Source organism: Bradyrhizobium sp. USDA 3364 (assembly GCF_054056355.1).
The window spans coordinates 4,515,496-4,529,134 of record NZ_JBSRYG010000002.1; the positions used below are offsets into that span (position 1 = coordinate 4,515,496).

At 60.9% G+C, this 13,639-nt stretch carries 10 protein-coding genes and 2 pseudogenes; 8 read left to right on the forward strand and 4 right to left on the reverse strand.

Annotated elements, in window-relative coordinates:
- The first annotated feature begins 1 nt into the window (after nt 1).
- From ACVILL_RS21340 to ACVILL_RS21365, 6 genes and pseudogenes are all read left to right on the forward strand, one after another.
- Nucleotides 2-901 (forward strand): metal ABC transporter substrate-binding protein, encoded by a 900-nt coding sequence (locus ACVILL_RS21340; RefSeq protein WP_456730847.1) that lies wholly within the window; start codon nt 2-4, stop codon nt 899-901.
- Nucleotides 902-962: 61 nt separating this feature from the next.
- A complete protein-coding gene (locus tag ACVILL_RS21345; RefSeq protein ID WP_456730848.1) occupies nt 963-1,589 on the forward strand; it encodes a HupE/UreJ family protein in 627 nt (208 codons plus the stop codon).
- A gap of 112 nt (nt 1,590-1,701) precedes the next feature.
- Nucleotides 1,702-2,334, forward strand: coding sequence for a hypothetical protein (locus ACVILL_RS21350; RefSeq protein ID WP_456730849.1), 633 nt, complete (start codon nt 1,702-1,704; stop codon nt 2,332-2,334).
- Between the two features lie 326 nt (nt 2,335-2,660).
- Nucleotides 2,661-2,870 (forward strand): annotated as a pseudogene (locus ACVILL_RS21355) (DUF1007 family protein); the annotation flags it as partial.
- Nucleotides 2,871-2,949: 79 nt separating this feature from the next.
- The gene (locus tag ACVILL_RS21360) at nt 2,950-3,216 is read left to right on the forward strand and encodes a DUF1007 family protein (protein WP_456730850.1); all 267 of its coding nucleotides are present in this window, start codon (nt 2,950-2,952) and stop codon (nt 3,214-3,216) included.
- A 59-nt stretch (nt 3,217-3,275) separates the two neighbouring features.
- Nucleotides 3,276-4,340, forward strand: a complete 1,065-nt coding sequence (locus ACVILL_RS21365; protein WP_456730851.1) for a nickel/cobalt transporter — start codon at nt 3,276-3,278, stop codon at nt 4,338-4,340.
- 249 nt (nt 4,341-4,589) lie between these two features.
- Here ACVILL_RS21365 and ACVILL_RS21370 read toward each other — a convergent pair whose 3' ends face one another.
- Nucleotides 4,590-5,855, reverse strand: a complete 1,266-nt coding sequence (locus ACVILL_RS21370) for a tyrosine-type recombinase/integrase (protein WP_456730852.1) — start codon at nt 5,853-5,855, stop codon at nt 4,590-4,592.
- A gap of 280 nt (nt 5,856-6,135) precedes the next feature.
- On the opposite strand from ACVILL_RS21370, the gene ACVILL_RS21375 reads away from it, so the two are divergent.
- Nucleotides 6,136-7,758 (forward strand): tyrosine-type recombinase/integrase, encoded by a 1,623-nt coding sequence (locus ACVILL_RS21375; RefSeq protein WP_456730853.1) that lies wholly within the window; start codon nt 6,136-6,138, stop codon nt 7,756-7,758.
- 47 nt (nt 7,759-7,805) lie between these two features.
- Nucleotides 7,806-9,161 (forward strand): hypothetical protein, encoded by a 1,356-nt coding sequence (locus ACVILL_RS21380; protein ID WP_456730854.1) that lies wholly within the window; start codon nt 7,806-7,808, stop codon nt 9,159-9,161.
- Nucleotides 9,162-9,723: 562 nt separating this feature from the next.
- On the opposite strand, the pseudogene tnpC reads toward ACVILL_RS21380, so the two are convergent.
- From tnpC to istA, 3 genes and pseudogenes are all read right to left on the reverse strand, one after another.
- A pseudogene (gene tnpC / locus ACVILL_RS21385) lies at nt 9,724-11,109 on the reverse strand (IS66 family transposase); the annotation flags it as partial.
- Nucleotides 11,110-11,238: 129 nt separating this feature from the next.
- On the reverse strand, nt 11,239-12,051 hold the full coding sequence (gene istB / locus ACVILL_RS21390; RefSeq protein WP_456727939.1) for an IS21-like element helper ATPase IstB: 813 nt from the start codon (nt 12,049-12,051) through the stop codon (nt 11,239-11,241).
- Nucleotides 12,048-13,562 (reverse strand): IS21 family transposase, encoded by a 1,515-nt coding sequence (istA, locus tag ACVILL_RS21395; protein ID WP_456727940.1) that lies wholly within the window; start codon nt 13,560-13,562, stop codon nt 12,048-12,050. The genes istB and istA overlap by 4 nt, the downstream gene beginning before the upstream one ends.
- Nucleotides 13,563-13,639: the final 77 nt, after the last annotated feature.

Consider the following 13,639-nt stretch of genomic DNA (forward strand, 5'->3'; position numbering starts at 1 on the left):
GATGCCACGATATGCGCTTCTCCTCACAATCATCGTGACGCTGTTTGGGATTCAGAGCGCCAGCGCTGGGAAAAAGCTCGACGTCGTCGCGACTTTCTCCATCCTTGGCGATCTCGTGAAAAATATCGGCGGCGACCGGGTCTACGTCAATACGCTTGTTGGGCCGAACGGCAACACTCACGTCTATACACCATCGCCTGCGGACGCAAAGAAGCTCGCCGACGCAGATGTCATCGTCGTGAACGGCTTGGGGCTTGAGGGTTGGTTGGACAGGTTAATCAATGCCTCTGGCACAAAGGCGGCGATCATTGTTGCAACCACGCGGATCAAACCGAAAGAGAGAGCCGGGAAGGCGGATGATGACGGTCATGGCAGCGCCGATCCTCATGCTTGGCAATCGGTCGCGAATGCAAAAACCTACGTCGAGAACATTCGCGATGGATTGGTCGCGGCCGATCCCGCGGGCAAGCCGGCGTATGAGGAGAACGCACGGCAATATCTCGCCCGTCTCGACCAGCTCGATCGTGACGTACGATCGACGATTTCAAACATCCCAGCCGACAAGCGGCTCATCGTTACGGACCATCGCGCGTTCGGATATTTCGAGCGGGAGTACGGCATCAAGTTTGCGTCGCCTCAGGGGCTTTCGACGGAAGCTGAACCCTCCGCGAAAGGCATGGCATCGATCATTACTGCTATCAAGCAGAGTAAGGCGCCTGCGGTATTTCTGGAAAACGTCACGGACCCGCGGCTAATGCAGCAAATTGCCACGGAAACCGGTGCCAGAATTGGAGGCACGCTGTACTCTGACGCTCTCACGGATCAAAAAGGCGATGCGCCCACATATATTGATCTTGTTCGGCACAATCTAAGGCAACTGTCCTCCGCACTTTCAAACTGAATCGGGAAAATCGCATTCTCGATGGTGCGGTTGTATGTTCAAATAGGATTGACTGGCTCTTGTGAATCGTACGATCCGACTAAATCTGCGACGCGCAGCCCTCGCCGCTGTTGCCATCGGCTTTTGCTGCTGGATGCTGCCAGATTCCGCGGCGGCCCACATCGCCTCGACGGGCTCCGGCGGCTTCGGAAGCGGGTTTGTCCATCCGCTCACCGGGCCAGACCATTTTCTTGCGATGTTCGCCGTCGGCCTGTGGGGCGCCCAGATGGGCGGTCGGCCGGTTTGGACGCTGCCGGTGACATTCCCGCTGATCATGGTTGCCGGCGGCGCTGCCGGAATGTTCGGCCTGCCGCTGCCGGGCGTGGAGATCGGCATCGCGCTCTCGATCCTCGCGCTGGGCCTGGCAATCGCTTTTGCCTGGAAGCCTGCGGAAGGGATAGCGCTCTGTTTGATAGCGGTTTTTGCGATCTGTCATGGATACGCGCACGGAGCTGAGTTGCCCCTTGCGGCCGATCCGGTCGACTACATCATTGGCTTCGTCCTCGCGACGGGCCTGATCCACGTCTTTGGTATCGGCGTCGGGCTTGGACTAGGCAAGCCGTTTGGGGGGCGCCTGGCGCGCGGGCTGGGAGTGCTGATCGGGCTTGGCGGAGTTTACTTCCTTGTCCCAGCGCTCTCCGCCAGGTGAACGTCTTGTCGACGTCCTCGCCATTGCGGGAAAATGGAGTGGCCCCGCACTGGTCGCTCTCGGATTGCTCGGGGCGGCGGCAATAGCGATGTGTCCCGCTGTGGGACGCAGCATGCTCGCGTGGTGGATATTATCGACTGCGCTCGCACCCGAGCAGGTGCTCCCGCTGGTCGGACTCGGCGTCGCCGTCGCACTGGTGGGCCGCAATTGCAGTCTCGGAGCACTTGCGCTGTTCGGCGGCGGCGTGGCTGTCGGCTTTTTCGGCCGAGACTGGCTGCTGTCGGCCCTGGCGGCAATTCCAGGGGCAACAAGCCACCATTTCCTGACGGCGACAATCTCCAGCGTGGCCGTCGGCGTCGCACTCGCGCTGCCCGATGGGCGACTGCGTTCAAGGCTTCTGCTCGTCGCCGCCGTCGTCGCCGGAAGCATGCTGGCGGTGACGATCCAGGTGACGGACCCCAGCCTTCACGATATTGCGATCCCCGTGGCGGGAGTGGCGCTCGGGTTTTGGATCATCGCGGCCGTTGCGCTGACCGCGCGGGCGTTCCGGCGGGACTGGTTTCCGATTCCGGCGCGCATTCTTGGCAGCTGGCTCATTGCCATCGGCCTGCTCTATGGCGGGGTGTCGCTGATACCGAAACATAAGTCCGAATCGCCACCGCCCGCCGGGCCGGCGCCGAATATCGTTCCGGACCCAGGGACAGCTGGCCTGGCTCCCGAGCTCCAGCCGCAGAGCCCGCCCTAGCATTCCGTTCCTCAAAGGCTCTGGCTCGATCGTATCCAGCACGCGCCTATAGGTCCGCAAAGCCACAATTGACTTGCAATTGCCCTGCGACTTGGCAACGATTCCCAAATCAGATACTCGGAGCATTGAGAAGCGTTAGAATAGCGTTTTGATAGGATTGGCATTGGACGGATATCTTTCGAGGCCGACATAGCGTGACTGTCAATGTCGGAAGACTGTAACTTCGTCGATGGGAGTCGAAGGTGATCCGGCGGAGCGGCCTCTACGTCATAGCAATCGCTGCAGGCATCGTCCTTCAGGCGCGCGCCGCGCACGCTCACCCCCATGTGTGGATCAAAGTTGCCAGTGAAATCGTCTATGATGCGGATGGAGCAATCACGGGCATCCGGCACGCCTGGGCGTTCGATGATATGTTTACAACCTATGCGCTTCAGGGGATCCACGCCAAGGCGGATGGCGCTTACAGTCGCGAAGAACTAGACCCACTCGCGCGAACAAACATCAAATCGCTCAAGGATGCCGACTATTTCACCTCCGTAGAGGTTGACGGAGAAGAGCAGAAGCTTGCCGACCCGATCGACTATTATTTCGAATACAACAACGAGGCGTTGGTCCTTGCATTTCACCCTTCCATTTCAAACGCCGGCCAAGCCAAAACGACTTGCGCTGGAGATATTCGATCCGGACTATTTCATCGAGTTTGCGTTGCAGGAACGAGAGCCTGTCCGGCTGGTCGGCGCACCCGCCGGGTGTACGATGACGATCCACAGTCCGACCGACGACGAGAGCACGGAGAAGCTCCAAGGGCAAAATTCGTCAGGGAATACCAATAGCAGTCTCGGAGCCGCATTTGCTGACCAGATCCGGGTGGATTGTCCGTGAGACTGCCTAGCATTAGAACCCTGGCGACGATTTCGGCCATTTTGCTCGTGGCTGCAGGGATGGATGGCCTGTCGCATGTCTTGATGGCGCAGAATCTGTTCGGAGGTACGCCGCGATCAGGCCTCGACACACAGACGAGCGGTCTTGTCGGCTGGCTTCTGAGGAAGCAGTCGGAATTTTATCGAGAGATTTCCTCCACTATTCGGGCCGCCAGGACCAGCGGCAGCGCGGTCTGGTCGCTGCTTGCCATCTCGTTTCTCTACGGCATCTTCCATGCCGCAGGTCCCGGGCATGGGAAGGCAGTGATTTCATCGTACCTCGTTGCCAATGGTGAGACCGCCCGACGAGGCATCATACTGTCTTTTGCTTCGGCCCTTATGCAGTCGCTGGTTGCGGTGGTGATTGTCGGCGTAGGGGCCTGGATCCTGAATGTGACGGCGAGATCCATGTGCGGTGCGGAGCGCGTGATTGAGATCGCGAGCTATGGTTTCATTGCCGTTTTTGGTGCTCGGCTGGCCTGGACGAAGGGCTGGGCGCTCATCCGCGTGCTACGCGTTCCGCGAGTATCGACCGTCACCCCGACCCCGGCATTCGCGTATGCCTCGCTTGAGGGCTACAAGGCCGCCGAGCATGGCCGAACGGAAACTCGATTTCTACATGCCGCCATGTCCGCGGACGAGCGGTATTCTCATGAACAAGACGATCGACTCACGTGGCAGCCGCACATTCACGACGAACATTGTGGGCATTCGCACGGTCCCCAGCCGGGCGACTTGGCGGGACCCGGCGGCTGGGGACGCGGGGTCGGCGCTCTTCTTACCGTCGGTGTGCGACCCTGTTCCGGTGCACTCCTGGTGTTGGTATTCGCTCTGGCTCAAGGTCTGTTTTGGGCGGGCATAGCCGCCACTTTCGTAATGGGATTGGGGACCGCAATCACGGTTGCGACGATCGCCATTGTCTCCGTCTATGCCAAGAACGTGGCGGTTCGTCTGATGACAAGACGTAACGCAGGATCGGCGTTGGTGTCCGGAGGTCTGGAATTCGCGGCCGCCGGTCTCGTTCTGCTCTTCGGTGTCGGGCTGCTGTTCGGGTACGTTGCCGCTGAGCGTGTAACCTGCTTTTGACGAAAGCGAGGTTCGTGCTGAAAGCCGAGGGTGCCACATAAAGCCGCGAGCGCCTACCGAAGTTGCCGGTATCACTATCGCGCGCGACCACTGATCGGCGGGCCCACAAATTTGTCTTAGTCCGGCGTTTGCGTGCCGGATTCTCGGACATAAGCAGCGTGCTCGCCGTTGAGGCGTCGGATTCGAACTGGGGCGGGGGCGAGCGCCTCTCTCTTGGCTAGAAGCTCCGACCCCGCGGGCTATCTTCAACTAGGAATGGACCCCGGCTGCCTCCTGTAAGAAATCCGGGCGAGGGCGGGCGCCAGCATGCCGTGGCTTTTGGGCTGGTAGGGCCGCGACGTATTCTGCCCAACGTTCGAGCGCCTCGCGCATCTCGGCCGCGTACCGCGCGCGGTTGTATACCCCGGCAACGCCAGCCCGGTGACCGCTGACGTGGTTCAGGATCGCCTCCACGATGTGTGGCAACACGCCGAGCTGGTCGGCCATCACCGTGGATGCCGACCTCCGAAGATCGTGAACCGTCCAATGGGGCAGGGGTTCCCCGAGGGCTTCCGCGATCCGTGCGTCAAGCGCCGCCTTCGACTTTGACCAGCCGGAGAACCCACGATGCGGGTCACCGCTGCGTCGGGGTCCGTCACCAAAGAGGAAGTCTCGGCCATCTCGGCGGGGTGGGAGTAGGGCCAGGGCCGCGGGAACAAATGGTAGCGAATGCTCGCGATGGTTCTTGGTCCGGGCGCTTGGCAGCGTCCAACGCCCCGAAATAGTATCAAGCTCGGCCCATTGCATGCTGCCCACTTCATCACGGCGTTGGGCTGTGAGCAGCAACAAGCGCACAATGCGTCCGTAATCGTCATCGCCACAGGCGTGCCAGATGGCAGATAGCTCCATCTCAGTGAGCACCCGTTCGCGGCTTCCCGGCTGCGCGGGTCGGTTAGTGCCGAGAACCGGGTTCGCAGCGATCTCAAGGCCCTCGCGTATTGCCCAGTTGAACATTGAGGACAGGGCTGTACGGGCGCGGGTTGCTGAGACCGCTCCATGAGCTGATGCGAAGTCAGCGATACGAGCCGAGATATGGCGGCGAGTGATCTGGAAAACTGAGACCGGATGCAGAGGTTTCCAGCTGACCAATAAGTAGCGTTCGATTTCTGAATAGGTGCGGGGCTTCAGTCTTTGTTTGGCGTTCCGCAGATACTGATCCGCGATTGCAAGGAGTGTGTCGGCCGCCTGCAGACGGGCCTTGGCTTTCTCGTCGGCCGGGTCTTTGCCATTGGCAACCAAACCCAAAAGCCGCTTGGCTTCCTTGCGTGCAAGCTCGGGTGTCCAAGGGGCGCCGTGGGGACCGATGGTGACGAAGCGCTGTCGACCGAACACTCGGTACTTGAGAACGTAGGTCGCTTGGTCGCGTTGGCGCCGAACGCCAAAGCCGCGCACTGCTTCGCGGTGGTCAGCGTCCCAGATAGTGTCGCCTGGCTTGAGCGCTTGTACCGCGCGGATCGTTACACTCGAAACAGCCATTTATCGCCTTTGTAGCTACCATGTAGCTACCACCATAGCGCCAATTGCAGCGCAGGTAAGGCGGGAGGCGGCGGGCCTATTTATTGATAATACTATGATTTTCGTACGAAAGGCGGGATTGGCGTAGTTCGGGCAAACCCCTCGCGGTGTCTGTGGAACAGGAGGTCGGTGGTTCGAGCCCACCCAACTGTACCACTACAGTTGAATTGCCCCGCACTCTCAGCATCTTACTGATAAGCCAAACGGATTTGCGCCTTGCAAAATACAAAAGGGCGCACAAATGGCGTTGCGGATGGTCGCACTAAATCGACTTGCTGATAACAGATGGATTGCTCGGAAGGTCATCCCTCAGGATGTCCGAGAGGAATACGCTCGCCTGTATCGGGTGAAGCGCGAAGTTCATCTAAAGCTGCCTGCGGACACACCTAAACACGAGGCCAAGGTTCGCCTCGCCGAATGGGTCTCTGAGGTCGAAACACAAATCGCCACGCTGCGCGCCAAACGGAACGGCGAAGGCCAGCCGCTCACGAAGCTCAACGCGTTAGCTTTGGCTGGCCGGTGGTACACTTGGTTTGTCGGGCAATACGAAGACGATCCGGGGCCACCGAAGCGTTGGCGGGAGATGAGCGATCACCTCGTTTGGAATGTGATCTACCCTGAGGCCCCCGAAAGCTATCATGAGAACCCGAAAGCCGATCCTCACTGGGAATGGCAGAAAGAACCTGAGGTTCGCGAAGCGGTGAGGCCGCAGGTCGCTGAGTTGGCGCGTGTCGCGACGTTTCTTGCCAGTGAGGGTAAGGCGCTAAACGCCGCTGCCTACGCGCTGTTCGTTGATGCCGTGAGCGACAATCTCTTGCCCGCCATAACGCTGCTGGAGCGGCGCGCCAATGGCGACTACTCCCCAGACGATACCCCGGAAACCTTCCCGCCGTTCGCGGATGGGCCGCGGCGAACCACCGGCATTAGCTGCTGGGATTTGTTCGAAGCATTCGTGAAGGCCATCAAGCCTGCAGACAACACGGTGCAGCGGTGGCGTGCCGTGTTCCTTTGGATGCAGCGCCATTTTGCAGACGTCGGCGCCGATGGGATCACTGAGGATACCGCGCGTTCGTGGGTGCGAGGCTTGGTCACTGCGGACCGTTCGGCAACTACTGTGCGTGAAGTCTGGCTTTCGTCGTCGCGTCGGGTGTTTGGTTGGGGCGCGGAGCATAAGCACGTCAGAAAGAACCCGTTCGCGGACATCAAGGTTGACGTTCCCAGAAAAGCGAGAAGCCGCGAGACGAAGGCGTTCACAGAGCAGGAAGCCCGGACAATCCTCGTGGCTTCCAGCGCTATCAAGGACCCCAAGACTCCTTGGGAGCGAGCAAAACGCTGGGTGCCATGGTTGTGTGCGTACTCGGGGGCTCGTGCAGGTGAGGTCACTCAGCTTCGTGCCGAGGACATAGAGAAGCGCGGCAGCTTCTACTTCATGAAGCTCATGCCAGATGCGGGCACGATCAAGACGAGGAAGGCGCGAGTTGTGCCACTCCACGAGCATCTGATCGCCCAAGGGTTCCTCGAAATGGTCCGCTCCGTCGGGAAGGGCGCGCTATTTTACGATGATAAGACACCGCACCGTGCTAGCAGCGATCCGATGAACCCCAGTCGGAGCCGCGCTGGCAATGTGCGCGGAGACTTGGCGGAATGGGTGCGAGAGCAAGGAGTGAGCGACCCAGAATTGAGCCCAACTCACGCGTGGCGGCACACGTTCAAGCAAATCGCCGAGCGCGTGGAGATAACCGAGAAAGTGCACGACGCTATCACAGGCCACGCTCCGGCGAGCGAGGGAAGGAAGTACGGACAACCGACCGCCGAAGACATGGCAACCGCGCTGAAGAAGTTCCCGCGATACAGGCTCGATTGACTGTCAACACCTTGCTCGGTGTCCAAAAACCTCAATGCGAACAGAGAATGATGCTCGCCAATACACAAGAAGAACTACAAGCCGCCAGTTACGCCGCCTTGAGAGCGCATGCGACGTCGGAACGAGCCAAAGTCCTCGTCGCGAAGCTCGCGTCAATGGTGGAGGAAAAAACACTCCAAATTGGACTGCGGCAGAGGAAGCGTAGAGGCGCCGCGGCATCGGCAAAGCTGGAGTACGCCACAGGAGCGTTCTTGGCTGACCTCTTGCGTCCATTCGACGCCGAGCAGCATAGCGGCTGGGTGTACAAGACCTTGAGCAAAGCGTCCTTCACGGGTGCTCCCGTCGGCCGACACGCCTTCTTTCAGCTGCGCGACGGTCTTGATGGACTGGGCTTCTTGCAGCACGTACCTGGACACAAGGTGTCAAGCGAACGCTCAGATGTGGGCCAGTACGCTGCCCGTTTCCGTGCCACACCAGAACTGTTGACGTTCTGCGCGGAGCAAGGAGTGCCTCCCAAGGCGGTGCTCGATCATTTCGAGTTCGAGTACGACCTTCCTAAGCATCCTGTCGAACTTCGGAGGCGTAAGCTCAAGAACTTCTACCGGAGGTCCGACATCCCCGGCGCACCCATGGAGTTCGAAAGGACACCGTCGATGCGTGGAATGGAGCACGTCATCTCTGAGCTGAACGAGTTCTTCGCCAAGCACACGCTGCGGGGAGGGCAGCACCATGGCTACATACGTATCTTCCACAACGGTGATGATCCTGACTTTGATTGGGACAAGGGAGGCCGGCTCTATAGCCAGCACTTCACTGACAGCTACCAAGTGATGCCGTCTGAGCTTCGGCGGAAGATGACGATCAATGGCGAACCGGTTGCTGAAATTGACATCAGCGGAAGCTATCTGACCATCTTCCTGTCTCTCCATGGGCTCCAATTGGACCTCACCGAGGACCCGTACTTACTCCCCGGACTTGGATTGGAGCACCGAGGAGCTGTGAAGCAGTGGTTCGTTGGGACCTTCGGCAACAACAAGCCCATCAAGAGATGGCCCAAAGACATGCTTGATGATGATCCCACTTTGGCTGAACACCGCGCTGCTGACATTACCAAGGCCGTCTTCGTCAAATACCCGGTGCTGAAGAACTGGGGGGAGCCATTCAATGGTCGCACCTACAGCTGGGCTGACCTGATGTACCTTGAGAGTGCCGTGATGTTTTCGACCATGCTGGGGTTGATGCACGAACACTCAACCCCGAGCCTGTCTGTCCATGACAGTCTCATCGTGCCAGTTTCCAAGGTAGAGGTGGCAAGCGAACTTCTGAGAAGCCGATTTCAGGACCGACAGAAGGTGCTCCCCAGATTGAAGGTCAATGAGCCGATCAATGACCAACTCCTCTAAAAAAAGTCACAGAGGGGATACCAAGGAATACTCAGGAAGACAGAGGGGACCAAGGGGAGCCACAAGGCGGGGGGAGTTGAAGATCACCACACTACAGCAGGGGCGGACAGAGAAAGGGGAGGGGAGGAGAGAAGGACAAGCGAAGACAAGGGAGAGATAGGTACACACGGACCACTATTATTTGCGGCAGTGCAGGGCCTCATCGATAGGCCGCACCATAGTACCGAAATGTAAATGACCGGGTGGGAAGTCCCGATCCCTCATCGCCCCATCCGACTTGTTGCACACCGATTACGAATGGCTCCGAGGCTCCTTTCGGGCCCTGTGCGCTCCGGTTAGTCTGAAGACGGCGTGTGGAAGCCATAGCGGGTCTGTGGGGCGAGCGTTCGCTTTGGAGCGTGGGGTGCACGTCCTCAGGAAAGATTCCTTGACGGCCCCCGGAGGCCATCTGAAGCGCCTACAAAGAATGGTGCGGCACTTGCCAAGTACGCATACGACGAGGACCGCGTGATGGACGCATGCGCGCGGGTACGGCGAGCTCTATGATGGCGTTGCGTGAAGGTCAGGCGGCCTGCTGATCGGCGGGCTTGTCGGCTTGGCGCAGGAGCTTCCATTCCCAGGGCAGCAATTCGTGCAGACGCGATGCGGGAAGATCGGCGATACGGGCGAGGACGTTGGCGAGCCAGGCTTTCGGATCGACGTCGTTGAGACGACAGGTCGTGATCATCGTCAGCATGATGGCGGCACGGTCGGCACCACGCTGGCTGCCGGCGAAGGTCCAGTTGCGCCTTCCCAAGGCGATGCCTCTCAATGCGCGCTCAGCACAATTGTTGGTCAAGCAGATCCTGCCATCGTCGAGGAAGCGGGCGAAGTCGTCCCAGCGCCTGAGCATGTAATTCATAGGCTTCAGGACCTCGGAGGAGCGAGAGAGGGTTTCGCGCTCACGCAGCAACCAGGCGTGCATGTCCCCGAGGAGCGGCTTGCTCTTTTCCTGGCGCACGGCGCGCCGCTCTTCGGCGCCGCAGCCGTTAATGGCGCGCTCGATCTCGAACAACACATCCAGGCGCCTGACCGCCTCCAGCGCGATCGGAGAGACCGGTTTACCTCTCTTGCCTTCCCGGGCATTCTTCTCGATGTCAGCCAGCTCGAAGAAGCCCCGCCGCGCATGGGCGAAGCAAAACGCCGGCGTAATCGGCAGCACCTTCTTCTGCGGGTCGAACAGCGGCTCGAAGCCGTTGTAGCAATCGGCTTGCAGGATGCCGGCGAAGGCGGCCAGATGCTTCTGCGGATGCTCGCCTCGTCGGTCGCTCGAGGCGTAATAGACCGCCGCCGGCGGCGCAGGCCCGGCAAAGGGCCGGTCATCCCGCACATAAGTCCAGATCCGCCCGGTCGTGCACTTGCCCTTCGCCAGGATACGGATGGTGGTGTCATCGCCATGAAGGCGCTCAGCAGCGAGCACATGGCGTTCGATCAAGTGGAAGAGTGGCATGACGGCGAAGGTCCCGTGGCCGACCTGGTCGGCCAGCGTCGACAGCGGCAAATCGATCCTCTCGGCCTTAAAGCGCGCACTCTGGCGGTTGAGCGGGATATGCATGCCGAACTTGTCGAACAGGATCGTCGCCAGCAATTGTGGGCCGATGAAGCCGCGCGGCGTGGCATGGAACGGCGCAGGCGGCTGGCTGATCTTCTCGCAATCGCGGCAGGTGAACTTCTCGCGCACTGTCTCGATGACCTTGAAGCGACGCGGGATCTCCTCCAGCGTCTTGGTCACATCCTCGCCGACCTTCGCCAGCCGCGATCCGCCGCAGCAGGCGCAGCTCGTCGGAGCGTCAATGACGACGCGCTCGTGTTCGATGTCGTCCGGCCAAGGCTTGCGCACCGGCCGCTTGCGCGTGAAGGGGCGGACGTTCTGCGTCTTCGCCGCTGCGGCCTGCGCCGCAAGCTCATCTATAGCGCGACAATCTGGGTGGGAAGCGCGCGACGATCAGGATGGCGAGTCGGTGTCGCGGCGTGGTGATGATTGCCGCGATGATTGTCGCGCGCAAGAGTTTTGTTGAACTCTGATTGTCGCGGAGCGTCAATCAGCGACAGTTTTGGGTGTCGCGTGCGAAGGCGGCCGTCCTGGACCGCGCTTTCGTTCGAGCGCGGTGCGCCTGCGATAGCTCTCGACGTTCATCTCGACGATGGTGGCATGGTGGACGAGGCGATCGATGGCGGCGAGGGTCATGGCGGGGTCCGGGAAGACCCTGTTCCATTCGCCAAATGGCTGATTGGCAGTGATCAGCATTGAACGCCGCTCGTAGCGTGCGCTGATGAGCTCGAACAGCACGCTGGTCTCGGCCTGATCCTTGGTGACGTATGCGAGGTCGTCAAGGATCATGAGATCGAAGCGATCGAGACGATTGATGGCGGCCTCGAGGTTGAGCTCGCGCCGCGCCACCTGGAGCTTCTGGACGAGATCGGTGGTGCGGGTGAAGAGGACGCGCCATCCGTTCTCGATCAGGGCGAGACCGATGGCTGCCGCCAAGTGGCTCTTTCCGCCGCCGGGCGGGCCGAACAGGAGCAGATTGGCACCTTTGCCCAACCAGCTGTCGCCGGCGGCGAGCGCAGTCACCTGCGCCTTGGAGATCATCGGCACGGCCTCGAAGTCGAAGTTGTCGAAGGTCTTTCCGGCGGGCAGCCGCGCCTCGACGAGATGGCGCTCGACGCGACGGCGGCCGCGTTCGGCGATCTCATGCTCGGCGATGGTGGCGAGGAAGCGGGCCGCCGGCCAACCTTCCTTGTCGGACTGTTCGGCGAACTGTGGCCATAGCACCTTGATGGCGGGTAGCCGCAGCTCGTTGAGCAACAGATTGAGGCGCCCAGTGTCGACTGTGTTGGCCGTGTTCATGCGGCGTCTCCGATCTGGCCGGCGCCGATGAGGCACTCATAGCTGGCGAGCGGGGCAAGCTGCACCATGACCTGCGGCACGCAGGCAGGATCGGGCGCGAAGTGGGCGCGCAGCCGTCCGAGGTCGGGCAGTTGGCCAGCGTTAAGGTCAGCCGCGAGCTGACCGGCGAGGTCGGCCTCGCAACCGCGCTCATGCGCCAGCGCGAGCAGATCGACCATGAGCCGGCAGGCTTTCTTGTCCGGCAGCCGTTCGCGCAAGGAGTCGAAGGTTCGACGATAGGCCTCGCGCGGGAACAGCCGATCACGGTAGACCAGATTGAGCAGCGCCATCGGCTTGCGCCGCAAGGAATGGATCACGTGCCGATAATCGACGACCTGGTCGTGCTTGCCGTTGGGATGCGGCCGCCCACGCGGCAGGGTGACGAGATGAGTGCCGCCGACGAACACGTCGAGACGATCATCGTAAAGGCGCACCCGCAGCTGGTGGCCGATCAGGCGTGACGGCACGGTGTAGAACACCTTGCGCAAGGTGAAGCCGCCGCTTGACGTCACGCGGACAATCACCTCCTCGTAGTCCGAGGTGCGGCGATCTGGCAACGCCTGCAGGGTGGCGCGCTCGTGGTCGATCCGCTTGGCGTTGCGGGCATTGCGGCGGCTGACGATCTCGTCGATGAAGCCGCGGTAGGCGGCGAGATCATCGAAGTCGGCAGTGCCGCGCAACAGCAGCGCATCGGCGATCGTCCGCTTGAGATGGCCATGCGAGCTCTCGATCGCCCCGTTCTCGTGGGCGATGCCGCGATTGTTGCGGGAAGGCCGCATGCCGTAATGGGCGCAGAGGTCCTCGTACCGCCGGGTCAGATCGTCCCTCGCATTGCGATCGAGATTGCAGAAGGCGGCCGACAGGCTGTCGGTCCGATGCTCCCGCGGTGCCCCACCGAGCGACCACAGGGCATTCTGCAGCCCTTCGGCCAAAGCGACGAAGCTCTCGCCACCAAGCACGACATGGGCGTGCTCAAACCCGCAATAGGCCAACCGGAAGTGATAGAGGCGATGATCGAGCGGCACGCCAGCGATGGTGACCCCAAGCTCGCCCATGTCGGTGAAGTCGGACAGGCCGACCTGGCCCGGTTCGTGGGTCTGGCGGAAGATGACCTCCTGCTCCTCGCCGTGGATCGCCCGCCAGGCGCGGATCCGGCGCTCCAGCGTGCGGCGGATTCCAGCTCCGAGCTCAGGATGGCGCCGCAACATCTCCTCGAAGATCGCAACCGGCCGCACGCCGGGGGCGGCCTTGAGCATTGGCACCACCTCTGTCTCAAACACATCGGCCAACGGGTCCGGCCGGCGACGGCCGCGCTCACCCTTCTTCTGCGATGGCAGGCGGGGATCCTTCTCGATCCGATACGCGGTTGACGGACTGAACGACGCCTTGGCAGCGGCCCCTGGCGGGCTATCGGTCTGACGGTACTTCATGTAGAGCCTCATCTGGTGATCATTGATGTGTCGGCCGGGCACGCGAGTGATTCCTCTTGGCGGAAGAACCACTTGCATAACCAGCCGGCCGCGATCACCAGACGGCGCGGTCCCCTGTG